This is a genomic window from Variovorax sp. GW460-12-1-14-LB1 (genome assembly GCF_059423605.1).
In genome coordinates, this window is sequence record NZ_JBWKYF010000032.1 from 1 (window position 1) to 23,288 (window position 23,288).

Below are 23,288 nucleotides of genomic sequence, written 5' to 3' on the forward strand. Positions count from 1 at the left end.
CCCCAATTCAGGGGATTCGCGACACTCACAATGTCATTTTTTGTATCTTTTGCATCGACATGACTTTGGTCATAGAGCCGCTGATCAGCATCCTCGATCAGCGGTCCCCTTTGACAGCCATGACCGATTCAAGCTCGGAATGCCTGTGGCTTGACCATCTCCCCGAGGCAGTGGGCGCCAACGCCCTGACTACAATGCCAAGGGCGTACCCAGCCGTCCTTCAGCTCTCGGGTATGGATAGTGCGATCCGACCGCTCAACGAAGAACAAATGGCGAGGACATTTCTGTATGAGTTGTGATTCATGCTGGACATGAAGCACGCGGTACGCATTACGTTGAATCTGACAACAGAGGCACAAGCCTTCGCAGGGAGCCAAGTCTCATGAAATCCGTTCTGGTGGTATGCATCGGCAACATCTGTCGCAGTCCCATGGGGGAAGCACTGATCGCTGCCGCATTGCCACAGGTTCAAGTCACGTCTGCCGGGACGGGCGCTCTGGTCGGTCACCCCGCAGATCCGATCGCGCGCAAGTTGATGGCCGCACGCGGCATCGACATCGAGAACCACCGCGCACGCCAACTCACAGGGCAGATGTGCCAGCAGGCCGATCTCATTCTTGCGATGGACGAAGCGCAACGAATCCACATTGGCCAACGCCACCCGCTGACCCGCGGCAAATTGTTCCGGCTGGGTGAGGTTGCGCGCGTCGACATTCCCGACCCCTACCGCCTGGGCCTTCCAGCTTTCGAACACGCCCTGCAGCTCATTGCTGACGGTGCCCATGCTTGGGCCGAACGCATCCGCAAACTCTCATGACCGCTTCCGCTTCTACATCGGCCCCTTTGGCACCCAACACGATACGCCCACGCGACGATGATGACGACGTCATCAATTTGTCCGAGTACTTCGACATCCTGCTTGACCGCAAATGGCTGGTGGCAGGTGTCACGGCTGCAGCTCTTGCGCTCGGAGTTGCTTACGCACTTCTGGCGACACCGATCTACCAGTCCAATCTGCTGATTCAGGTCGAAGATTCTGCCCCCGACGCCAAGAACTTTCTTGGCGACACTGCGAATCTCTTCGATGTGAAGACGCCGGCCACGGGTGAAATCCAAATCATCCGTTCGCGGATGGTCATCGGGGGTGCGGTTGAAGCAAAGCAGTTGTACATCGACGCTCAGCCACGTTATCTGCCCGTCATCGGAGAATGGCTTGCGAGACGCGCGAAAGAACTATCAAATCCCGGCTTTCTGGACATGGGCGGATATGTTTCTGGCACCGAAGCTATCGACATTGCCAAGTTCAACTTGCCCTCCACGTTTGAAGAGCAGAAGCCTTTCACGATCACAGCGCTGGCCGGTGGCCAGTACACACTGGCCCATCCCGATCTTGCGGAGCCGCTAACCGGCACTGTTGGCAAGGTACTTAATCAGCAGTTACCCGAAGGCACCATCACATTGGTGGTTTCGCGACTTGAGGGCAAGCCTGGCGCCGAGTTTCTGGTTTCCCGTGCGTCACTGCTCGCCACTACCGAAGATCTTCAGAAACGCCTTCAGCTCTCCGAGCAGGGCAAGCAGTCCAACGTGATCAACGTTTCGCTCGAAGATAGCGACCGCGATCGCCTCCAGCGCACACTCAATGAGATCGGCGCCCAATACGTCCGTCAGAACGTCGAGCGCAAAGCTGCCGAGGCTGAAAAAACCATCGAGTTCCTTGATCGGCAGCTTCCCGAATTCAAGCAGCAACTTGAAGACTCTGAGGACGCCTATGCACGCTTTCGCAATAAAAACGGCACTGTAGCTTTTGATGAAGAGGCCAAGGCAGCCTTGACCATGTCGGTGCAATTGCAAACCAAGCTCTTGGAGTCCCAGCAGCTGCGACGCGAATTGCTGTCGCGGTTTACCGAAAGCAACCCGAAGGTGCGCATGCTCGACGGGCAGATTGCAGCTGTTCGCCATGAAATCGAAGGCCTCGAAACCCGTGTCAGCGCGATGCCCGCCATTCAGCGCGATGCCCTGCGACTTGAACGCGATGTTCGTGTCAATGGCGAACTTTACAAGTCGATGCTCAACAGCTCACTGCAGCTGCGTCTTGTGAAGGAGGGCAAAATCGGCAACGTGCGGCTGCTGGACACTGCCGTCGAACCCAGAAAGGCGGTCAAACCACAAAAGCCATTGGTCGTTGCACTGTCTCTGGTGCTGGGGCTATTGACCGGTGTTGCACTTGCCATCCTTCGGAGCAAGCTCTCGAGCGGCATCCGCAATCCCCAGGAAATCGAGGACCGTCTTGGCCTGAACGTCTATTCCGTCGTGCCACTGGCACTCGAGCAAGAAACGATCTTGGAGCACATTGCGGGTGGTGCGAAGGGCGTCCAACTGCTGGCGGTGACCTCCCCCGAAAGCCTTGCCATTGAGAGCCTCCGCAATCTGCGTGTCTCTTTGCAACTGACATTGATGGAAAGCGGCAATAACCGCGTGCTGATTACCGGTGCGACACCGGGGGTGGGCAAGAGCTTCGTCTCCGGTAATTTCGCCGTCATCATGGCGCAAGCCGGCAAGCGCGTACTGCTGATTGACGCCGACCTGCGCAAGGGTCACCTTCAAAAGGCCTTCGGGCTGCCACGCAAGGGCGGGTTGGCGGAAGTGCTGGCGGGCGACATGACGCCCGAGCAGGCGATCCATATTCAAGTGATCCCGAACCTCGACGTCCTGACGACTGGCGCCTACCCGTTCAATCCCGCGAACATGATGCTGTCGTCCGCCCTGGGTGAGCTGCTGAACGATTTCTCGGAACGCTACGACCTGGTGGTGATCGACAGCCCGCCGGTGTTGGTGGCCGCTGATGCTGCCGCGGTTGCTGCACATGCAGGCGCCGTGCTGCTGGTCGCCCGTGACAACCTGACCCAACTGGGTGAGCTGAACGAGAGTATCAAGCGGCTCGCGCATGCAGGCCAGCAAGTCAACGGTGTGGTCTTCAACGGCATGGACCTTTCGCGTCGGCACTACGGCAGCTATGGCTACAAGTACGGTGGCTATCGGTACACCGAGTACAAGTACAAGGAAGAAGCTGCGTAGAAGTCGCGAAGAGCCGAACTCGCTGGGCCCAATACGGCGCCTCTGCGCTGCGCCGTATGGATCTTGGTGAAGCTGTACCGTTTTCGGAGCGCTGCTCGAACACCGATATCAATTAGGGCGAACGGACGATGGCCAGTCGCTGCACCATCGAAGCGAGAACAGCACCGATCAGCAGGCCGACTCCATCCGCCCACAGATCGCTCCACTCGGCCATGCGATCAGGTGTGAGCGACTGCAGCACTTCAATCAAGGCTCCGTAGCCGAGCAGTCCCAACAGCGATAGCAGGATGTGTCCCGGCCACGCCCAATACGCGAGGAATGCCAGGACCGCAAAGCCTAGCGCGTGGTTGCTTTTGTCCCAGCCCGTACCTGGCACCGAGAGAGACGCAGGCATCAAGCTGAGCACCAACAACGCCAGCATGGCACTGGCCAGCAGCCAGCGCCACAAGATCACGTGGGCTGCGAGACGAGCCCACAACACACTCAAGCCGACGCCTCTGCCAGCACCTGCCCGATGACCTGACAGCTCTTGTCCATCTCGGCCGAGGTGAGTGTCGGATGCACAAGAAACATCAGGCTTGTTTCCCCCAGTACGCGTGCAACAGGCAATCGCTCAGTCGGTCGCCAGCCCGTGTCATCGAACGCCCGCTCCAGGTAAACCTCGGAGCAAGACCCTTGATAGCAGGGCACGCCATGTGCCTGTATCGCCTCGACGATCCGATCGCGGCTCCAGCCGGTTGCCAATTTTTCCGGCTGCACGTAAACGTAGCACTTGTAGTGTGCATGGGCACTGCCCGCCGCATCTTGCTCTACAAAGGCAGGCACACGCACCGCTGGATGAGGACTGGCAGCCTTCCACAGGGCCTGTGCATGGCACGTACGTGCAGAAGTCCAGTCGCTCATCCGGCGCAGCTGGATTCGCCCGATAACCGCTTGCAGTTCCAGCATTCGCCAGTTGGTGCCGAAGCTCTCATGCACCCAACGAAAGCCCGGCGGATGCTCGCGCTCGTAGACGGCTTCGTAGCTCTTTCCGTGATCCTTGTACTGCCACATAGTGCGCCACAACGCTTCGTCGTTGGTCGTCACCATTCCACCCTCCCCGCCCGTAGTCATGATCTTGTCTTGGCAGAACGACCAAGCGCCAGCATGACCGATGGAGCCGACGGATCGCCCCTTGTAGCGGGCACCATGCGCCTGAGCGCAGTCTTCGATTACCTTGAAATCATGCTTGGTCGCAAGCGCCATGATCGGATCCATGTCACACGGCCAACCGCCCAGGTGCACGCAAATGACGGCCTTGGTGCGCGACGTGATGACCTGCGCAATGGTCTTGGCCGACAGGTTGCCGCTTTCTGCATCGACATCCGCGAACACCGGCGTTGCGCCCGCATTCACCACACACGACACGCTCGCGATGAAGGTGCGCGGCGTGACGATGACCTCGTCACCCGGTCCGATGCCCATGCCATTGAGGATCACGTCCAGGGCCAGCGTGCCGTTGGCCAGTGCGAGCGCATGCGCGGTGCCCGCCCAAGCGGCGAATTCCTTTTCGAACAGGCGGCATTCCTGCCCCGTCCAGTAGTTGACCTTGTTGGACAGGAGCACGCGTTGCACGGCATCGGCCTCTTCGGCGGTGAAACTCGGCCAAGGGGAGAAGGGGGTGTTCAACACAACAGTTCAACCTTTTTTGATGAATGGTTTGGCGGGGTTGCCGACCACAGTGATGCCGGGCGGCACGTCGCGCGTGACCACCGCGCCCATGCCGACCAGGGCACCGCGGCCAACCACCAGAGGCTTGCCTGGCTTGCCTTGCTTGATGACAGCGCCGGCCCCGATGTAGGCGTGGTCCTCGATGTGCACATTGCCATTGCACTTGGCACCGGGCGCGAAAGTAACGAAGTCGCCGACCACGCAATCGTGTTCGACATAGCTGTACAGGTTTGCGTGAAAGTGCCTGCCGATGCGGATGTTGGAGGTGAGCGTAACGAACGGACTGAGCGCAGCGCCCTCGCCCAGCGAGACATCGTCCATGACCAGTGTGTTGGCAGCCCGGACCGTCCAGGGCTGCACGCCATCGGCCGCGCAACGGTCAGCCAGCACCTGGCGGACGACGCTGTTCGAAATGGCAATCACGATGTGTCTTGTGCTCGCATCGGTCCGCAGGAAATCCGCATAGCGCAGCACGCGTTGTCCATTGACCTCAGCGGCTTCGGGCTGGTCGTCCACAAACACCAACTGGGATGCCGGAATGCCTTCGCGTGCCAGTTGTGCGCGAGCCAACGGCATCACGCCGCGGCCACAGCCACTGGCGCCGTACACGGCATAAAGCGGCAACGTCATTGCTCGTGCTCCATTCGCGATCCGGTAAAGCGCGGCATCGTGGCCTCGCCCGCCGCACTGATGCCATCACGCACCAGCACCTTGCGCACTGTCAGCCACAAGATCTTGATGTCGAGCCAAAGCGAACGGTTGTCCACGTACCAAACGTCGAGCTTGAATTTCTCGTCCCAGCCCAACGCATTGCGCCCGTTGATCTGCGCCCAGCCGGTGATGCCGGGGCGTACTTCATGACGACGGGACTGCTCGGCGGAATACAGCGGCAGGTAGTCCATCAGCAACGGACGCGGGCCAACCAGGCTCATGTCGCCCTTGAGCACGTTCCAGAGTTCGGGCAATTCGTCGAGGCTGCTGGCGCGCAGGAAGCGGCCGAAGGGCGTCAACCGGTCCGCGTCGGGCAACAGTTCTCCATCAGCACCGCGCGCATCCGTCATCGTGCGGAACTTGATCATGTTGAACGGCCGCCCATGCATGCCAGGCCTCGTTTGGCGAAAGAACGCGGGGCTGCCCAGCTTGCGGCGCACCTGCCATGTCAGGAACAGCAGCGGAAGACCTAGAAGCAGCAACGCCACGCAAGCGAGCACGATGTCAAAAAGGCGCTTCATCTGGATTTCGACCTGTTCGCCAGCCGCGTGAAGATGGCGCCGAATTTTGCGACGCCAACCTTCAGGGCCAATTGTTCACGGTAGTAGCGCTGCGCCTGCTGCCCCATGGCCGCCAAGACGTCAGGCGGCATGGCTGCGAGCGCATTGGCGGCGTCGGCCAGTGCGCTGGGGTTTTCGGATTCAACGACCACGCCACCGCCCGACTGCGCAACCAACTCGGCCGCATCGCCATCGACCGCCATCAACAGCGGTTTGCCGACGGCCATGTAGGCCTGTGTCTTGGAAGGGATAGTGATTTCGAAGAGCGGGTCCTTGCGAAGGTGCACCAGCAGCGTGTCGGCTGCGTTCAGCAACGCACCCACTTCCGACATCGGCACCGGCGGCAGAAAGGCCACGTTGCGCAACCGCAGGTCTGCGGCGCGCTGCTTGAGCCGGGCCACTTCCACGCCGCCACCCAGCAGCACGAAGCACACCCGCGAGTTGCGCGCTTGCAGCAGAACAGCCGCCTCAAGCACGGCGTCTAGCGCCTGGGCCTTGCCCATGTTTCCCGCAAAGAGAACGCGGAACTGATCCAGCCCCGGAAAGCTGGCCGGCGGGTGGCCTTGCGGTGAAGCCAGCGCGACTTCGTCGGCCCAGTTGTAGATCACTTCCACCTTGGACTCGGGCACGCCACGCTCCGACAGCAAGCGCTTGAAACCCGGTGAAAGAACCGCGATGTGGTCCACGCGGCGATACACCCATTGGCACACCGCAGCCACCGCACTCAAGGCCCGGGCGTTGTTGACCATGCCCGTGGCACGCAAGGTGTCGGGCCACATGTCCTGGATGTCGTAGACCACGGGAACGCGGCGCAACAGCCGCAGCAGGCCGGCGGTGATGCCCACCGTGAGCGGCGGATGGTAGGCGTAGATGACATCGGGCCGGCGCGCCATGAACAGGCCATAGACCAGCGACGACGCGGCGAAGCTCGCGTAGTTCAACACCCGCTTGATCGCCGACTGGTCATGGTTGGGATAGAGCGGCACGCGCGTTACCTGCACGCCGTCGATCGTTTCGCGCTGCAGCAACTTGATGCGGTAGCCCGGATACACTTTGCCGCCCGGGTAGTTGGGGAAGCCCGTCAACACTTCGACCTCGAAGCCCTGGCGCACCAGTTCGCGGGCGAACACGATGCCCTTGAACGTCGGCTCCGGATCGAACCACTGCATTAGCAACAACACGCGAATTGCCATGCGTCAGTACTTCTTCCAGACCACGCGATTCACGTAGTCGGTGTAGCTGTGAACGATGCGCAGCACCTTGTCCGACACGTTGGGCATGCTGTAGTCGGCCACCTGGCGCAGGCCGCGCGCCTCGCCTCGCGGCTGGCTCTCCAGAATGGCCAGCCCCTGGCGCACACGGTCCACCTCAAGGCCCACCATCATCACGGCCGCCTCTTCCATCCCTTCGGGCCGCTCATGCGCTTCACGCAAGTTGAGCGCCGGAAAATTCAGGATCGACGACTCTTCGTTGATCGTGCCGCTGTCGGACAGCGTGGCGCGTGCCGAGAGCTGCAGCTTCACGTAGTCGTGAAAGCCCAGCGGCTTCAACAGGCGCACCTGCGGATGAAAGCGTGCGCCGGTCGCGTCGATGCGTTTCTGCGTGCGCGGGTGCGTCGAAACAATGACCGGCAGACCATGATCTTCGGCCACGGCATTCAGTACCGCCACCAGCTTGGCAAAGGACTGCGGCGATTCGATGTTCTCTTCGCGATGCGCACTGACCACGAAGTACTGCGCAGCCTCCAGGCCCAGGCGCTGCAACACGTCGGACGCCTCGATGCGCGGGCGATAGTGCGTGAGCACCTCGAACATCGGGCTGCCGGTCTTGATGACCAAATCGGGCGGCAGCCCTTCGCGCAGGAGGTAGTCGCGCGCGATCGTGCTGTAGGTCAGGTTGACGTCCGCCGTGTGGTCCACGATGCGGCGGTTGGTTTCTTCGGGCACGCGCTGGTCGAAGCAACGGTTGCCCGCTTCCATGTGAAAGATCGGAATCTTGCGGCGCTTGGCCGGAATTACCGAGAGGCAGCTGTTGGTGTCGCCCAGCACCAGCATGGCCTCGGGTTGCACTTCGCCCAGCACCTGGTCCACCGCGATGATGAGGTTGCCGATGGTGTGCGCCGCGCTGGTGGCGTTGGCTGCGCTATTCAGGAAGTGGTCGGGCTTGCGCACGCCCAAGTCGTCGAAGAAGACCTGGTTGAGTTCGTAGTCGTAGTTCTGGCCGGTATGCACCAGCACGTGGTCGCAGTGCTCGTCGAGCCGGGCCAGCACACGCGACAGGCGGATGATTTCGGGTCGAGTGCCGACCACGGTCATGACTTTGAGTTTTTTCATGGGGAATGGATCCAAAGCCGAGCGACTACAGCGGGCAAGCGAAGGTGTCCGGCCGCGCGCGATCGAATACCTCATTGGCCCAGAGCATCACGACCATTTCTTCGGTGCCGATGTTGGTGATGTCGTGCGTCCAGCCCGGCACCGTCTCAACGATTTCAGACGTGTCGCCCGCAGTCACCAACTCGTGGGTTTCGCCGGTGTGCATGTGCCGGAACTTGAAGCGCGCCTGTCCCTTGATGACGAGGAACTTCTCGGTCTTGCTGTGGTGGTAGTGGCCGCCACGCGTGATGCCGGGGTGCGCGGTGAAAAACGAGAACTGCCCGGCGTCTGGCGTCTTGAGCATCTCGACGAACACACCCCGCACGTCCCCGTGTTGCGGCACCGTGTAGGCAAACGACTCAGGCGGCAGGTAGCTCACGTAAGTCGAATAGAGCGCGCGCACCAGGCCCGCTCCCACGCGTTCGATCATGAGCGTATTGCGGCTGTCTTTGAACGACTGGATCTGCCGGGCCAGCTCGCCCACCGTGGTGGTGTATTGCGGCGTGACCGTCGCGAAACCGTCTGCGTCCACGGTGGCGTCGGCGCCATCCATGAGCTGGACGAAACGCTCGATGACATCGTCGACGTACACCAGCGTGACCGGCGCTGCCGGGTCGTTGACCTGGATCGGGAGGTCGCGCGCAATGTTGTGACAGAAGGTGGCCACCGCAGAGTTGTAGTTGGGCCGACACCACTTGCCGAACACGTTGGGCAAGCGAAAGATGTGCACCGAAATGCCAAGGCTGCCGGCAGCGGCTTGCAGCGCTTCTTCCGCACCGCGCTTGCTGTTCCCATACGGGTTGTCGCGGCCCGCCTGTGTAGACGACGTGTAGACGATCGGCACCTTCTTACCAGTCGCCTTCGCCATGTTACCGACGGCGCTGCAGAGGCTCTGCGTGAGCTCCGCGTTGCCGGTGGCGAATTCCTGCGGGTCTTGCGGGCGGTTGACGCCAGCGAGATGGAACACGAAGTCCACGCCTTCCAGCAGAGCTGGCAATTGCTCCACGCTGTGGTCACGCGTGAAGCGGACCACCTGCACGTCCTTGCGCTCGGCCAGGTGCAACTGCAGGTTCTTGCCCACGAAGCCGCCGGCGCCGGTAATCAACACCTTCATCAGATCACCCCTGTGCCTCGGCAGGCTCACCGCGCGCGATGCGCTGCATGAAGTCAAGCTTGAGCAGCAGCTTCTTCATGCCGTCGACATCGAGGCGGGTGGTGTTGTGCGAGTTGTAGTCTTCACCGTGCGAGCTGCGCGTGATACGCTGTTCGCCCTGCTCCACGAACTTGGCGTAGTTCAGGTCGCGGCCATCGGGCGGCACGCGGTAGTAGTCGCCTTGGTCTTCGGCGCAGGCCATTTCTTCCCGGCTCAGCAGCGCTTCATAGAGCTTCTCGCCATGGCGAGTGCCGATTTCGCGCACTTCGTGATCCGGCTTTTGCATCAACTCCAAGATCGCCTTCGTCAGCACCTGCACCGTGGCAGCCGGCGCTTTCTGCACAAAGATGTCGCCGTTGTTGCCGTGCTCGAAGGCATGCAGCACCAGTTCGACAGCGTTCTCCAGCGTCATCATGAAACGGGTCATGGACGGGTCGGTCACGGTGATGGGCTTGCCCGCCAACACCTGCTCCACGAACAACGGAATGACCGAACCGCGGGAGGCCATGACGTTGCCATAGCGGGTGCCACAGATGACTGTGTTGGTGCTCTCCAGATTCCGGCTGGCGGCGACCATCACCTTTTCCATCATGGCCTTGCTGATACCCATGGCGTTGATGGGGTAGACCGCTTTGTCGGTGCTGAGGCAGACGACGCGTTTTACGCCTGCGGCGATTGCGGCCTCCAGCACGTTCTCTGTCCCAAGGACGTTGGTACGGACTGCCTGCATGGGATGGAATTCGCAGGATGGGACTTGCTTGAGAGCCGCTGCGTGAAAGACGTAATCCGCACCGCGCATCGCGGCACTCACGCTGCGTGAGTCCCGCACATCGCCGATATAGAACTTGAGCTTGGGATGGTCGTAGCGCTTGCGCATGTCATCCTGCTTTTTTTCGTCTCGACTGAAAATGCGAATCTCAGCGATTTCGGTGTCTAGAAACCCCTTGAGAACGGCATTACCGAACGAACCGGTGCCGCCTGTGATTAACAAAATTCTATTTTTAAACATCTTAAACTTTTGCCTCAATCTTAGAAATAAGACCTTTCAAAAAGTCAAATCTATTTCTTGGTTGATTGTCCGACACCAAATCTTTTATTGATCCTTGCAAGCTTGAGAAATTTTCTTGAAAATAATCCAAGCCAGCTAAAAATCCATGCAAATCAGCAGCCTTAACAATGGCAGGGTCCTCATAAAATGCCGGCATACCATGTGTGACAATCGGCAATCCACGCGACATCAGTTGAAGCGATTTATTGGACATTGTCACCGCCTCGATATCAGCAACATTTTTCTTGTACGGAATGATTGCCGCGAAAAAACTCTCAAGTGGAAGCTCATCCAGTTTCGCTGAAGAAATAACCACCACATTTTTGGCCGACTCAATCTGGGCAAGCTGATCTCTCGCATAGAGCCCTTGCGGCCCCACAATATAAAAAACCACGTCCGGCCGCAATGAAATGGATTGCTGCAACAGATCAAAATCGATGCGGGTATCAATATGGGCCCACAACAACACCGCATTCCTCTGACTACCAAGGACTGGTTTCCTATACTCCGTATCGGCCCAAGGGAAAAACAATTCCGGAGCACACCACTCGGAGATCTGCCGCATCAATGGATAAGACACGGTCAAAACCAAATCGCTATTAATGCAAGTTTTTTTTAAACTTTCTCTGGCATGAACTCCAGAAAAAAACTTAGACTGGGCTACGAAGTCGTCATTAATAATAGTGACTATCTTGCTATTTGGAAAAATATCTCGCAAGAAAAAATAATCATAGTTGAAGTTAATAATGACAGCATTATTTGGAATTTTTGCACCAAGCATGGTGCGAATACTTCTTTTTTCCACGAGTGCATTTAGCAATCTCAGCAGAGGAAAAACTCGCAGCTGATGATGGATTAGTTGGCGAGTTCGAGCAAGAATCAAATTATCACCGACATGCACGAGCTCTTTCTGAGTGTGAGGCTGCCAAACAAAAAGCGGCTTTTGACAAAAAAGAACTCTCCCCCCAAATTTTCTGATTAAATCAGCCAGTTGATGGCGAAGTCGCGGAGCTTCATTCCAATTACTTTTGCTAAAAAAAATGTAATCATCCATTTTATTTTCGAATGCCTTAAGCCCCAACGGCCTCGAATTGAGAGTTTTCCAAAATATTGACGACAATTGACTCGGCCGCCTTGCCATTGCCATAAAAACTAGTTCCCGGAAGGAAATGGCGATCGGATTTCAATGCATTTGCTATTTTTTTCGGATCGGAACCCACAACGTCATTTAGACCCGCATCTACTAATTCAACCCACTCCGTTTCGTCCCGAAGAGTGATGCAAAATTTCTCATTGAAATATGCCTCCTTTTGGACTCCCCCGGAATCTGTCGCTACGAGCTTGCAATGTGCTTCCAGCCAAATCATTTCCAAATAACCAACCGGATCAACCCCATTAACGTTATTCGGCAGCACCAGCCCCATCTGCGCCAATTTTCCGCGAGTACGTGGATGGAGGGGCAAAATAATCGGAAGCTCTGAGCTCTCCAATCCTTGAAAAATTCCCCGCATTCGCGCAGCATCGTCGGTATTCTCGGCGCGATGCACCGTGCATAGTACAAACTCGTAGGCCGCAATGCGGAGTGCATCAAACCAGGCGGGCTTTCGTGCACGCGGTTTGTAAAAGGCAGCAGCATCACACATCACGTCACCTACTACTTGGATTTTTTCGTGCGGCACGCCTTCATTTAGCAAATTTTTACGAGCCAATTCGGTGGGAGCGAAAAGTAGCGAGGAGACATGATCGGCCAAGATGCGATTGATTTCCTCCGGCATACGGCGGTTGAAAGAGCGTAAACCCGCTTCAACGTGCGCTACCGGGATATGCAATTTGCTGGCAGCCAACGCGCCCGCCAGAGTGCTATCGGTATCACCATATATCAAAACCCAATCTGGCTTTTCAGTCAGCATCAATTCTTCGAGCTTCTCCAACATTCGGCCAGTGTTTTTTCCATGAGTCCCACCACCTATACCTAAATTATGCGTCGGGTGTGGAATTTCGAGCTCATCAAAAAAAACGTCCGACATATTTGCGTCGTAGTGCTGGCCTGTGTGAACAAGCAGCTCACGAACCTCTGGATAAAGCTCTCTAAATGCGCGGGAAACAACTGCGGCTTTAATGAATTGAGGCCGCGCACCAACCACCGTAATAATTTTCATATGCACCCATTTAGACGTAAAAATCGAAACGCAGCCCCGTAAAAGCCATAAATAAAATCAAGGCCGCATTACTCAAGCCTCAAATACATCGACGACAAACTGGGCGGGGGCTCAAAAAATTTCCACTCTAAAAATAGAATCTTTTGAGGGCAGCCTTCTCGGCGAAGACAAAAATCAACCAGCCCTAGGGATATAGCGTCTTTTGTTAATTCTCGAGTCTATTGATCCCGATATGACATTAGCGCAACAAATGACGAATAAAACCCCTTGGAGCCCAAATACCGTGAAGCCCCCGGCCTCAGCCAATTGATGAATCGCCAGTGAAGAAATAAAAGCAAATGATAACAAATAGGAGAATTCGTTTTTTGAAGTTTTTACTAACCTATAGGATTTATACCAAATCCCAAACAAAAACAACAAAAAAAATGAAGTAGCCAATATCCCGACATCAGCAAGTGAATTTATATAGTAATTATGGGCACTATATACAACACCATCTTCGACATACTTGTATGATCCGGGGCCAACTCCAAAGAAAAAGTTTTTATAAAAAACTGAAAAAGCATCTTGCCAAATGACATCCCGATTATTGAAAACATCGTCGCGCGCAAGTCCATCCGCCAGATAACTGTTACCGGATAAAAAGAAAAGCCCCATTGCCGGAATGACAACAAATAAAAAAAACCCGAGCTTTACTCGCCAAGAACTAAATAAAACAAAATAAATAAAAATCAAAGTGACAAACGCGACAAGCGCGGCTCGCGACAGCGTTGCAGCGACTCCCACCCCAGCAAGGACTAATAAAACAACGCACACTTTTCTGAACGCCGAACTATTTGTCGCTTTGATTTGATGGCAAAGCAATGCGGCATAAACTGAAAAAAGGATCCCCAATCCATTTGGATTGCTGTATACGCCGGTATATCGAGAACCCTCCAAATCCACGCTATCTGTCAGTTCGTTTAGACTGTAATTATAATAATTGATATTAATCGCCCCCACGCCAATCAGAATTGAAACGAATACGAGCGCGCTACAAAAAACAAAACAAGCGAAAAACAACCCCTCCACTCCGTTCTTTCTTATATGCAGCACAACCAAATGCATGACGATGAATGTAACAAATACATTGCTTACGGCCAAATTTAGACTGTGAGCTGGGTTTTCTCCTATGACGCAAGAGACGAAAAACAATAAACTATAAATCGCAAGCGCGCTGTAATAGGGGTTTTTTTTAAACCTCAAAAATCCACGGATATGCAGCACGCACAAGACCAATATCAACAAGTAAATTGCTAATTTTCCAATAGCCCTTGAATTTGGGTCTATAAAATGCACTGTATTCAAAAGAATACCGCCGATCACAAAATACAACAGCCCCACAGAGAACGAGGGGCGTTTTATTTGTACTCCAGAAAAACCAGTCATGCCCATAAAAATCAAACCCAATCATCGATGAACTTAAAAATCGAACATGTCAGGGATATCCTATTTTTTTATCCAGAAAATATCTAGAAAATACACGAACACACTTAAAAAGAAGAATTGGAAATAAAACAAACCAAACTATCCGAGCAGCATACGCTTCGCTAAATTTTTCTGCTAACGCCACACCAGAGGCAGTCAGCAACATGAAAAAAATAGAAATATAAATTTCGCGGCGACGGATGGGCCGCCAAACAACGCAAGAGAGCTCTGTTCGCGCGATTAAAAATACGAAGTATGCGAATGCATTGGATATCGCAGCACCAGCTGCCCCATATTCGGGGACAAGGAGTCGACAAAAAATAACGTTGAAAACGAATGCTACGGCGGCCGCAATCAATGAGTATCCCGATCGTTTTTTTATATTTAAACCAACCACTGTTGTTTCAGACAACGTATACAGCAGCGGTTGAGCCATGCAGCACACAACTATATATTTAACGGCCACGTAATCCACAGGCAATATATAGTCGATTACCCAAGCAACCACTCCAACAAAAGAAAAAATCAAACAAGCCAACAGCAGTACATGCTTTACTACAGCATCAACTTTTCCCAAGTCTTCTTTAGCTGCAACCCATTTATAAACCGTAGGCATCCATATTGTGGAAAATATCGACTGGAAAATTATTCCAAGTCCCGCAAAATTCATAGCCATCGAATAAATGGCAAGCTCTTTAAAATTCGAAAAATTTCGCAACGCCACAACACTTGTGGCACTCAAAACCCAATAAACCAACCCCGCCCCGATCAGCGGCAGGCCAAACCGGAGAAATCTCAATAATTCTCCCTCTTGAATTTTTTTGCCAATAGCAGGCATCCAATCGGATCGACTATTCCAGCCAAAAACCACGGCCGTCAAGGTTAGCGAAATAAAGTTGGCATATAACAGATATTCGTATTCTTGCCCCGCTCCAAGGGTCACATATCCGAGCAGCAAAACTATTAATGCAAACTTTGGCAGAACTTGACTAACTGAATATGCTAGCCCCCGTTCTTGCATGCGTATTACAAGAGAAAAAAAACGAGTCAAATAACTTAACGCCACGCAACCGCTTGTTAAGAAAAACCAGGACGACCTGATTTCACCGTATAACAGATTCGATATTAATCCAGAAAACGGAATGGTTATAAGCGTAACAGTCAATAGAAAAACAAATCCAGCACTGAAACAGGTTTTAAATAACCTCAAGCGATCTTCAGCTTCGTGGAATTCTCGTATGTAGGCCTGATCAAGTCCGAGAGTAAATATCAACATCGAGAGTGATACGGATATCTGAAATACGCTGTTTCTCCCAATTTCTTCCGGGCGAAAATGCCATGCAATTAATGGTACGGCAATAAAACTCAATGCTGCGCCCAAAATAGGTCCCAGCGCGAACTCAAGCACCTTCTTTCGATTCATGAACTTTGCATAAAATATGCCATTACATATCGATTAGGATATATTGTTTTTATAAATCTCTTTTAACCTACCAACAACTGCAGCCTCACTGAAGCGAAAAGCACATGATTTTCGAATTTCGAACGCATCATAACTGCCTCGGGCCGAAGCCATTTTTGACATCGCGCCTGCCATCTCTTCAACATTATCGATTGGGACGAGCACACCATCTTGAGTTCGAACAATTGATTCCGGCCCGCCGCAACGCGTCGCAATAACGGGTTTTCCTAGCGCGAGCGCTTCAATCACAACGACTCCGAATGTCTCATACCGACTGGCAACCACTAAGACATCAGACTCCGCCATTAGAGTTAACACTTGCTGGCGTGTTAAGAGGCCGCTAAATTTAATTTTCTCCAAGACATTTAGATCGCGCGCTAATTTCCTCAGATTATTTCTTTCAGGACCATCACCGCCGATAGTAAGAAAAATATTCGGATTTGTCTTGGCGGCCATTGAAAACGCTCGGATCATATTTGCATGCCCTTTGTTTTTGTTCAAATTTGCGATGCTTATAAATTCGAAAGAATCCTTCCTAATTCTTTCTAACATGGGAAAGTCTAAAAATCGTTGCTTAACGATATTAGGAAGCTCTTTCCACGTCCCTCGTTGCTCTTCCATAAGCCTGTCAAGCAGGATTGCCAACGACTCGGAAACCGCAAATCGCTGAGACGCGGAGTGCGCATTTTTTTTTGCGAGCATCATTTCTTTTTTTGAAATGACATTTCGACCAAACGCACTGCTATGCTCGGTAACAACAAATGGTATTTTGTGTTTTTTGCATAACGCAACTGCTACGGAGCTGGCGTATAGAAGTGAATGGACATGGACAATATCCGGCAAGCCATTCTCTGAAATATAGCGATCATAAAGACGCCTGCCATGCCATTCAAAAATTTTAGAGAAAAAAAATGGGCTTCGCGGAAGCCAGTTCATACCGTGCGACCGATATGTGATAACCCCTTCATCTTTTTCCTTGGCGATTTTTCGCTGGCCACTCCATATTGAGCGCCACGCCTTCAGTGACCTTAGCGCGGGATAAATAACACCTACCTTGCATCCATTTTTTTGTAGCGCAATAGCCTGTTCTCTAAAAAAACTCCCGTTGATATCGTTTTCATTGCTTGGATACCAAGACGGAATTATTAGAACATGCATCGAATTTTTACCTTCTATTAACTACGGACTTCCCGAAGGAATTCACAATACATTCTTGATCTCCACGCGATAGATAAGGATGCATGGGAAGGCTTAGAACTTGGCTCGCAACCAAATCACCAATTGGCACTCGAACGTTAAAATCGGCCACAGCAGGCTGCAGATTCAAAGGAATGGGGTAATGCACAACGGTCGGCACCCCCGCCAGCTTCATACGGGTCTGCAATGCCTCTCGATCACTCACGCGCACGGTGTATTGCGCCCAAGCACTCATGTTGTGCAGCTCAATATAGGGAGTAGCAGTAACACCAACCTCGCCCAACAAACGTCCGTATTCCGCAGCCACGTGCTGACGACTCGCGATTTCGTCCTCGAAGATCCCAAGCTTGGCCAACAAGACAGCTGCCTGCAAAGTATCCAGCCGGCTGTTCACTCCCACACGAATATGGTGGTATCTCCGATCCTGCCCATGCCGGGCAATCTGCCGCATCACCTTCGCCATTTCGTCATCGTTGGTGAATATTGCGCCACCGTCCCCATAGCACCCCAACGGCTTGCTCGGAAAGAAGCTCGCACACGCTATGGTGCTGAGATTGCAACTCTTGCGCCCCTTGTAAGTAGCGCCAAAACTCTGCGCCGCATCTTCAATCACCGGAATTCCGTGTTTGGCGGCAATCGCATTGATGGCATCGAAGTCCGCACACTGCCCATACAGGCTCACCGGAACAATGGCCTTGGTCCGCGGAGTGATCGCAGCTTCCAGCAATGCCGGATCCAGGTTGTAAGTGCGTGCATCGATGTCCACGTACACCGGCTTGGCGCCCAGCAGCGCCACCGTCTCGGCGGTGGCGATATACGTAAAGCCCGGCGTTATGACTTCATCGCCCGGCCCAATGCCAAGCGCCATTTGCGCAATCTGCAATGCATCCGTGCCGTTCGCCACGGTGATGCAATGCTTGGCGCCCGTATAAGCAGCCAGCTTCTCTTCCAGCTCGGCCACTTCAGGCCCAAGGATGTATTGACCGTGCGCCAGCACACGCTGAATCGCGGCGTCGATCTGGTCCTTGATGCGGGCTTGCTGGGTCTTGAGGTCGATGAATTCGATCATGGAGTCTTGGCATCCAACTTGGTCACGGCATTGCCGTCGAGTACATAACGCGCACCGGTGTGCGCGCAAACGGCTTCGGCTGCGCCTTGCAGCGGCAACGCGAGTTGCTCGCCGAATTCGCTCATCCAGCCGATCTGCTTGGCAGGCACGCCGACCATGAGTGCATAGGCCGGTACGTTCTTGTTGATCACGGCACCGGCACCCACAAAGGCATATTCGCCCACGGTGTTGCCACAGACGATGGTGCAGTTGGCACCCAGCGTCGCGCCGCGCTTCACGAGGGTGCGGCGGTATTCGTCCTTGCGCGTGACGGCCGAGCGCGGGTTGTAGACATTGGTGAAGACCATGCTTGGCCCGCAGAACACGTCGTCTTCCAGAGTAACCGCGTCATAAACGCTGACGTTGTTCTGGATCTTGACGTTGTGGCCGATGGTCACATCGTTGCCGACGTAGACGTTCTGTCCGAGCGAGCAGGCCTCGCCGATGGATGCCTGTGCGCTGACGTGCACCCAATGCCAGATCCGGGTGCCGTCGCCGATACGGGCGCCCTCGTCGATGATCGCGGAGGGGTGGGCTTTGTATGCCATGTCGAGTTCGCGGTGCGTCAGGCGAGCTGCCGCACGAACGGATGCACTTCGCCCTGCTCGCCTTGAACAGGCGTGGCGCTGCGAATCACGTTCACGGTCTCAATGCAGTGGCGCGCATCCTCGAGGCCATAACCGCGGCCGGCCAGGATTTCCTTGTAGCTCACCGTGTGCAGGTCGGTGAAACCTTCGGAGAACTCAAGCTTCTCGCCGCTCACGTCGATATTGCGGAAGGTCGTCTTCTTGCCCTTCACGTCGGCCGGCAGATCGTTAGCGTCGATGGACAGGAACCAGCGCACGCGTGCGCGCTCGTATTCGAGGTAGCCCGCCGCCTTGGCCGTGCCGCTGTAGTGCACCACGTTGCGTTGCAGCTTGCCGAAGATGAAGTGCAGCATGTCGTAGAAGTGCACGCCGATGTTGGTCGCCACGCCGAACGACTTGCGGTTGTCGCCCTTCCAGCTTTCCATGTACCACTTGCCGCGCGAAGTGATGTAGGTGAGCTCGACGTCGAACTTGGTGTCCGCCGGCGCCGCTGCCACCTTGTCGCGCAGCTTCAGGATGGCTTCGTGATGGCGCAGCTGCAGGATGTTGAAGACGCGCTTGCCGGTTTCCTTTTCAACGCGTTGCAGTTCGTCGACGAGGTCCGGAGTGGGCACCAGGGGCTTCTCGCAAATCACGTCGCAACCCAGGCGCAGGCCGGCGGCAATGTGCGGGTGGTGCAGGTAGTTGGGGCTGCAGATCGCCACATAGTCCAGCGCCGTGGCGGGGTTGCGCTTGAGCTGCTGCGCGTGCTCGTAGAACCGTTCGAACTCGGTGAAGAACTCGCTCTGCGGCGAGATGCTGTCGATGATGCCGACCGAGTCGTTGATGTCGTAGGCCACTGCGAGGTGGTTGTCCGTGTCCTTGATGGCACGCATGTGGCGCGGAGCGATGTAGCCGGCGGCGCCGATGAGAGCAAAGTTTTTCATGTCTGGGAAGAAGCGGAGAAACGGGAAATGGCTTACAGGCGGAACACGGAGAAGCCGCTGTCGCGGGCATCCTGTGCGTTGAACAGGCTTTTGACGTCGACCAGCACTGGCTGCTCGCCTCGGCACAGGGCACGCAGTTCGGACATCGTCGCGCTGCGGTACTCGTTGTGGCCCACGGCAACGACGAGCGCATCGACCGGGTGGTCCGCATCGACCTGGCCGAGTTGAAGGCCGTATTCGCGCGCCACTTCTTCAGCATCAGCCCATGGGTCCACAATTTCTACGGAGGCACCCCAAGCTTCGAACTCGCGCACCATGTCGACGATCTTGCTGTTGCGGATGTCCGGGCAGTTTTCCTTGAAGGTGATGCCCAACACACCGATGCGGCAACGTGGCACGTCCATGCCGTTCTTCAGCATCAGCTTGATGGTGTTGCGGGCCACGTAGCGCGACATGTTGTCGTTGATGCGGCGCCCGGCCAATATGACCTGCGGGTGGTAGCCGACCTGCTCCGCCTTGTGCGTGAGGTAGTACGGGTCCACGCCGATGCAATGGCCGCCCACGAGGCCCGGACGGAAGGGTAGGAAATTCCATTTACTGCCTGCGGCCTCGAGCACGTCGAGGGTGTCGATGCCCAGGCGCTCGAAGATGACGGACAGCTCATTGACAAGCGCGATGTTCAGGTCGCGCTGTGTGTTCTCGATCACCTTGGCGGCTTCGGCCACCTTGATGCTGGCGGCCTTGTGCGTGCCGGCGGTGATGATCTCGTTGTAGAGCGCATCCACCACATCGGCCACCTCGGGCGTGCTGCCACTCGTGATCTTCTTGATCTTGGTGAGTGTGTTGACCTTGTCGCCGGGGTTGATGCGCTCTGGGCTGTAGCCGCAGAAGAAATCGACATTGAATTTCTTGCCGCTGAATTTCTCCAGCACGGGCACGCACACTTCTTCTGTCGCACCTGGATAGACCGTCGATTCGAAGATGACGATCGCCCCCTTCGACATGACCTTGCCGACGGTTTCGCTGGCCTTGACCAGCGGCGTCAGGTCGGGCCGATTCGCGTTGTCGATCGGCGTAGGCACGGTCACGACAAAGACAGCGCAGTCACGCAAATCATCTGCATGTGAGGTGAACGCCAGTTGCGTTGCCGCCTTCAACTCTTCGCCGGTGGTCTCGAGCGTGTGATCGTGTCCACCCTGCAGCTCAGTAATGCGTTTGGCATTGATGTCGAAGCCGACCACCCGACGCTTCTTGCCAAATTCCACGGCGAGAGGAAGGCCCACGTAGCCGAGACCGATGATCGCGATAGGTTGAGTTGATTGGATGACTTGCATATTTGAAAGCGCTGGAGACGAAAAATTGGCGACAGACTCAATCAAGAGTCATGCCGCCACACCGCGTTCGCGGCTGCTGACTTCAAAGTGGACAGACCCGTGATGCGAACCTCAAGAACTCGCTCCGGATCCAGACTCGATTAGCGGTGCCTGATGTAAACCTCGCTGGCGTTGTTGACCACCTGTGCCGACGGCAGGATCAAACTGACCACGCGGTTCCACTTGACCAGCGGCACCGGGTCGACATAAACCACGTCATGCGACTGCAACCGGAACTGGCTTGCCAACGCCAACGTCGCCGGGTTCTTGGCGTTCAGATGGAAGATGGCTGGTGCGCCGGTCGCGCCTTGACGAATCACGTAGATCTGGCCGGCGTTGGAGGTGGTCGTCATCGGACCACCCGCCTCGCCCAGGGCCTCGCTAAGGCTCAACCGGCCATTGCTGCGCATGGACAGGGCAACGGGCGCCATGATTTCGCCCATCACGAAGACCTTGGAATCTTCCCGATGCGCCACGCGGACGGTGTCACCGTTCTTCAGTGGGATGTTGTTCCCGTCGTAGCCAGCCTCGCGCAGCCGGGTCATGTCGATCGGGACTGAGCGGCCATCGCGAATGAGCGTGACGGCCGCGCGATTGGCATTGGCCGTCATGCCACCGGCACGGTTGATTGCCTCGTTCAGCGTCATGGGCACATCAGTGAAGATCTGAGACCCCGGAACGCGCACTTCGCCTTCCACATAAGCTCGCCGGCTTCTGAAGGACTGGATGCGCACCGTCACTTGCGGATCGCGAACATGCGGCCGCAGCAGCTTTCCGATCAGGTCAGAAGCGTCGCCTTCGCTCAGACCTGCCACGCGCACGCGACCGATGTAGGGAAAGGCAATCTCACCATCCGCATCGACGATGAAGCCTGGCGCCACCTGCACACCAGTCGGGTCGGCCGACTGCGAAATCACAGCACCCGCATTGGGCAGCAACTCAGGGTGGTCGTACACGATGACGCCCACGACGTCACCCGACCCGATGGTGTAGCGAGCCCCTTTGCCGAATAGCGCCTTCACCTCAGGCGGCACCCCCTTAGGCGACACCTCCGCCAACGTACGCACCAGCGCCAGCGAGATGGGCGTGATTTCGCCTTCAGGCGCTTCATCGGGAAGGTAGCGGAACTGCGACGGCAACTCGCCGCCCGCTTCGTATGGCTCCACCGAACCCATGCCGGGCACCACGGCACAGCCCTGGAGCAACACCGCGCCGGCAAGCGCCACCCACGCGAGGGCTTTCGCATTTCTTCTCAATTCAGGTCCCTTGAAAGTCAGTCAGTCGTATCAACAACGAAGCGGCGAAAGAACGGCAATTCCCGGAGGCATGCGAGGCTCGCACATCCGCTCTCTTGTATCGCGCTTCTCTTTCAAACACTTGTGATCGCCGCCACTATGCGGCACCATTTATGTAAAAATTTGAACAGCTATAGTCGCGCTGAAACTGGCAAATTCAGGCAACAAAGGTGCAGAATTCATCGCGGGGTCACGCACGAATCTGGCGCACCCAGGGTGAATGCGCTCTGACAGACAGAAGTCTTGAAGGTCGATTTCGCGCGGCCGCTCCCCACTGCTCCCCTCTCATCGTACCAGTGCAGTGCACTGTCAATGGGGCTTTGCCTGCGTTCCAGGATGCTTCCGGAATGCCCGTACGGCGCCGTTTTGCCTTCTTTTCGAGAGCAAACCACGACGTATCCGACCGGTTCTACCCATCCCGCGAAATTGGAAACAAGACGTTCCAAAGCGTAGTCGGCAAGGTTTAGCTACGGAGACTGGGTACCCTCCGTCCGTTCCAGGCAAGAGCCGCTAGCGGTCATGCCTCAGTTGCAGTCCAGCATCACCCGCCGCGCCGCCCGTCTTGGCCTCCCGCTTCCGCAGGCATACTGGCACCCCTTTCAACAGCAGGTCTTCAGCACCCTTTCTGAATCATGAGCATCCTCAGCGAATTCAAGGAGTTTGCCGTCAAGGGCAACGTCATCGACCTCGCCGTCGGCGTGATCATCGGGGCGGCGTTCGGCAAGATCGTCGACTCGCTCGTGGCCGACATCATCATGCCGCTCGTGGGCATGGTGTTCGGGAAGCTCGACTTCTCGAACCTCTACGTGATCCTGGGCACGGTGCCGCCAGGCGTGACGAACACGCTGGCGGAGCTGAAGAAGGCCGGCGTGCCCGTGCTGGCGTATGGCAACTTCATCACGATTGCTGTCAATTTCGTGATCCTCGCCTTCATCATCTTCATCATGGTCAAGCAGATCAACAAGCTGCGCAAGACCGAAGAAGCGGCCCCGGCAGCGCCGGCCGCCACGCCGGAAGACATCACGCTGCTGCGCGAAATCCGCGACAGCCTGAAGCGTCCCTGAGCTTTTCTTACTGGCCGCGCG

The 23,288-nt window shown here is 55.7% G+C and carries 22 protein-coding genes; 4 read left to right on the forward strand and 18 right to left on the reverse strand.

Annotated features, from left to right (window positions below; translation table 11 throughout):
- From AC07Y4_RS17300 to AC07Y4_RS17310, 3 genes are all read left to right on the forward strand, one after another.
- Positions 1-299, forward strand: a 299-nt coding sequence (locus AC07Y4_RS17300) for a hypothetical protein (RefSeq protein WP_495274838.1), incomplete at its 5' end; no start/stop codon positions are given.
- 83 nt (positions 300-382) lie between these two features.
- Entirely contained in the window at positions 383-817 is a 435-nt protein-coding gene (locus AC07Y4_RS17305) for a low molecular weight protein-tyrosine-phosphatase (protein ID WP_495274839.1), read from the forward strand.
- Complete coding sequence (locus tag AC07Y4_RS17310; RefSeq protein WP_495274840.1) at positions 814-3,075, forward strand: polysaccharide biosynthesis tyrosine autokinase; 2,262 nt, start codon at positions 814-816, stop codon at positions 3,073-3,075. The genes AC07Y4_RS17305 and AC07Y4_RS17310 overlap by 4 nt, the downstream gene beginning before the upstream one ends.
- A gap of 112 nt (positions 3,076-3,187) precedes the next feature.
- Here AC07Y4_RS17310 and AC07Y4_RS17315 read toward each other — a convergent pair whose 3' ends face one another.
- The 18 genes from AC07Y4_RS17315 to AC07Y4_RS17400 all read right to left on the reverse strand — a co-directional run bounded on the left by AC07Y4_RS17315 (position 3,188) and on the right by AC07Y4_RS17400 (position 22,083).
- Positions 3,188-3,529 carry a VanZ family protein gene (locus tag AC07Y4_RS17315; RefSeq protein WP_495274841.1) on the reverse strand — a complete coding sequence of 114 codons (342 nt, stop codon included), beginning with the start codon at positions 3,527-3,529 and terminating at the stop codon, positions 3,188-3,190.
- A 29-nt stretch (positions 3,530-3,558) separates the two neighbouring features.
- Positions 3,559-4,746 (reverse strand): DegT/DnrJ/EryC1/StrS family aminotransferase, encoded by a 1,188-nt coding sequence (locus AC07Y4_RS17320; protein ID WP_495274842.1) that lies wholly within the window; start codon positions 4,744-4,746, stop codon positions 3,559-3,561.
- 6 nt (positions 4,747-4,752) lie between these two features.
- A complete protein-coding gene (locus AC07Y4_RS17325) occupies positions 4,753-5,415 on the reverse strand; it encodes an acetyltransferase (RefSeq protein WP_495274843.1) in 663 nt (220 codons plus the stop codon).
- Entirely contained in the window at positions 5,412-6,017 is a 606-nt protein-coding gene (locus AC07Y4_RS17330; protein WP_495274844.1) for a sugar transferase, read from the reverse strand. Before AC07Y4_RS17330 ends, AC07Y4_RS17325 begins: the two co-directional genes overlap by 4 nt.
- A complete protein-coding gene (locus AC07Y4_RS17335; protein ID WP_495274845.1) occupies positions 6,014-7,249 on the reverse strand; it encodes a glycosyltransferase family 4 protein in 1,236 nt (411 codons plus the stop codon). The genes AC07Y4_RS17330 and AC07Y4_RS17335 overlap by 4 nt, the downstream gene beginning before the upstream one ends.
- 3 nt (positions 7,250-7,252) lie before the next feature.
- Positions 7,253-8,389 carry a UDP-N-acetyl glucosamine 2-epimerase gene (locus AC07Y4_RS17340; RefSeq protein ID WP_495274846.1) on the reverse strand — a complete coding sequence of 379 codons (1,137 nt, stop codon included), beginning with the start codon at positions 8,387-8,389 and terminating at the stop codon, positions 7,253-7,255.
- Between the two features lie 25 nt (positions 8,390-8,414).
- Positions 8,415-9,542 carry a UDP-2-acetamido-2,6-beta-L-arabino-hexul-4-ose reductase gene (wbjC, locus tag AC07Y4_RS17345; RefSeq protein WP_495274847.1) on the reverse strand — a complete coding sequence of 376 codons (1,128 nt, stop codon included), beginning with the start codon at positions 9,540-9,542 and terminating at the stop codon, positions 8,415-8,417.
- A 4-nt stretch (positions 9,543-9,546) separates the two neighbouring features.
- The gene (locus AC07Y4_RS17350) at positions 9,547-10,590 is read right to left on the reverse strand and encodes a polysaccharide biosynthesis protein (protein ID WP_495274848.1); all 1,044 of its coding nucleotides are present in this window, start codon (positions 10,588-10,590) and stop codon (positions 9,547-9,549) included.
- 1 nt (position 10,591) lies between these two features.
- Positions 10,592-11,683, reverse strand: coding sequence for a hypothetical protein (locus tag AC07Y4_RS17355; protein ID WP_495274849.1), 1,092 nt, complete (start codon positions 11,681-11,683; stop codon positions 10,592-10,594).
- Positions 11,684-11,699: 16 nt separating this feature from the next.
- On the reverse strand, positions 11,700-12,788 hold the full coding sequence (wecB, locus tag AC07Y4_RS17360; RefSeq protein ID WP_495274850.1) for a non-hydrolyzing UDP-N-acetylglucosamine 2-epimerase: 1,089 nt from the start codon (positions 12,786-12,788) through the stop codon (positions 11,700-11,702).
- Positions 12,789-12,962: 174 nt separating this feature from the next.
- Positions 12,963-14,216: an O-antigen ligase family protein gene (locus tag AC07Y4_RS17365; RefSeq protein ID WP_495274851.1), complete on the reverse strand. Its 1,254-nt coding sequence runs from the start codon at positions 14,214-14,216 to the stop codon at positions 12,963-12,965.
- 49 nt (positions 14,217-14,265) lie between these two features.
- On the reverse strand, positions 14,266-15,678 hold the full coding sequence (locus AC07Y4_RS17370; protein WP_495274852.1) for a lipopolysaccharide biosynthesis protein: 1,413 nt from the start codon (positions 15,676-15,678) through the stop codon (positions 14,266-14,268).
- 33 nt (positions 15,679-15,711) lie between these two features.
- Entirely contained in the window at positions 15,712-16,875 is a 1,164-nt protein-coding gene (locus tag AC07Y4_RS17375) for a glycosyltransferase (RefSeq protein WP_495274853.1), read from the reverse strand.
- Between the two features lie 7 nt (positions 16,876-16,882).
- Positions 16,883-17,983, reverse strand: a complete 1,101-nt coding sequence (locus tag AC07Y4_RS17380; protein WP_495274854.1) for a DegT/DnrJ/EryC1/StrS family aminotransferase — start codon at positions 17,981-17,983, stop codon at positions 16,883-16,885.
- Entirely contained in the window at positions 17,980-18,570 is a 591-nt protein-coding gene (locus AC07Y4_RS17385; RefSeq protein WP_495274855.1) for an acyltransferase, read from the reverse strand. The genes AC07Y4_RS17380 and AC07Y4_RS17385 overlap by 4 nt, the downstream gene beginning before the upstream one ends.
- 17 nt (positions 18,571-18,587) lie before the next feature.
- The gene (locus AC07Y4_RS17390; protein ID WP_495274856.1) at positions 18,588-19,535 is read right to left on the reverse strand and encodes a Gfo/Idh/MocA family protein; all 948 of its coding nucleotides are present in this window, start codon (positions 19,533-19,535) and stop codon (positions 18,588-18,590) included.
- A 32-nt stretch (positions 19,536-19,567) separates the two neighbouring features.
- Positions 19,568-20,869: a Vi polysaccharide biosynthesis UDP-N-acetylglucosamine C-6 dehydrogenase TviB gene (gene tviB, locus AC07Y4_RS17395; protein WP_495274857.1), complete on the reverse strand. Its 1,302-nt coding sequence runs from the start codon at positions 20,867-20,869 to the stop codon at positions 19,568-19,570.
- 140 nt (positions 20,870-21,009) lie between these two features.
- Positions 21,010-22,083: a polysaccharide biosynthesis/export family protein gene (locus AC07Y4_RS17400; protein ID WP_495274875.1), complete on the reverse strand. Its 1,074-nt coding sequence runs from the start codon at positions 22,081-22,083 to the stop codon at positions 21,010-21,012.
- A gap of 752 nt (positions 22,084-22,835) precedes the next feature.
- On the opposite strand from AC07Y4_RS17400, the gene mscL reads away from it, so the two are divergent.
- Positions 22,836-23,267, forward strand: a complete 432-nt coding sequence (mscL, locus tag AC07Y4_RS17405; protein WP_062473649.1) for a large conductance mechanosensitive channel protein MscL — start codon at positions 22,836-22,838, stop codon at positions 23,265-23,267.
- Positions 23,268-23,288: the final 21 nt, after the last annotated feature.

Coding starts and splice junctions, on each gene's coding strand:
- AC07Y4_RS17365 (WP_495274851.1), bottom strand. CDS start 14,216: ATGACTGGTTTTTCTGGAGTACAAATAAAACGCCCCTCGTTCTCTGTG.
- AC07Y4_RS17305 (WP_495274839.1), top strand. CDS start 383: ATGAAATCCGTTCTGGTGGTATGCATCGGCAACATCTGTCGCAGTCCC.
- AC07Y4_RS17340 (WP_495274846.1), bottom strand. CDS start 8,389: ATGAAAAAACTCAAAGTCATGACCGTGGTCGGCACTCGACCCGAAATC.
- AC07Y4_RS17350 (WP_495274848.1), bottom strand. CDS start 10,590: ATGTTTAAAAATAGAATTTTGTTAATCACAGGCGGCACCGGTTCGTTC.
- AC07Y4_RS17400 (WP_495274875.1), bottom strand. CDS start 22,083: ATGGGTTCGGTGGAGCCATACGAAGCGGGCGGCGAGTTGCCGTCGCAG.
- wecB (WP_495274850.1), bottom strand. CDS start 12,788: ATGAAAATTATTACGGTGGTTGGTGCGCGGCCTCAATTCATTAAAGCC.
- AC07Y4_RS17330 (WP_495274844.1), bottom strand. CDS start 6,017: ATGAAGCGCCTTTTTGACATCGTGCTCGCTTGCGTGGCGTTGCTGCTT.
- AC07Y4_RS17325 (WP_495274843.1), bottom strand. CDS start 5,415: ATGACGTTGCCGCTTTATGCCGTGTACGGCGCCAGTGGCTGTGGCCGC.
- AC07Y4_RS17335 (WP_495274845.1), bottom strand. CDS start 7,249: ATGGCAATTCGCGTGTTGTTGCTAATGCAGTGGTTCGATCCGGAGCCG.
- AC07Y4_RS17390 (WP_495274856.1), bottom strand. CDS start 19,535: ATGAAAAACTTTGCTCTCATCGGCGCCGCCGGCTACATCGCTCCGCGC.
- AC07Y4_RS17385 (WP_495274855.1), bottom strand. CDS start 18,570: ATGGCATACAAAGCCCACCCCTCCGCGATCATCGACGAGGGCGCCCGT.
- AC07Y4_RS17375 (WP_495274853.1), bottom strand. CDS start 16,875: ATGCATGTTCTAATAATTCCGTCTTGGTATCCAAGCAATGAAAACGAT.
- tviB (WP_495274857.1), bottom strand. CDS start 20,869: ATGCAAGTCATCCAATCAACTCAACCTATCGCGATCATCGGTCTCGGC.
- AC07Y4_RS17355 (WP_495274849.1), bottom strand. CDS start 11,683: ATGGATGATTACATTTTTTTTAGCAAAAGTAATTGGAATGAAGCTCCG.
- AC07Y4_RS17370 (WP_495274852.1), bottom strand. CDS start 15,678: ATGAATCGAAAGAAGGTGCTTGAGTTCGCGCTGGGACCTATTTTGGGC.
- AC07Y4_RS17310 (WP_495274840.1), top strand. CDS start 814: ATGACCGCTTCCGCTTCTACATCGGCCCCTTTGGCACCCAACACGATA.
- mscL (WP_062473649.1), top strand. CDS start 22,836: ATGAGCATCCTCAGCGAATTCAAGGAGTTTGCCGTCAAGGGCAACGTC.
- AC07Y4_RS17380 (WP_495274854.1), bottom strand. CDS start 17,983: ATGATCGAATTCATCGACCTCAAGACCCAGCAAGCCCGCATCAAGGAC.
- wbjC (WP_495274847.1), bottom strand. CDS start 9,542: ATGAAGGTGTTGATTACCGGCGCCGGCGGCTTCGTGGGCAAGAACCTG.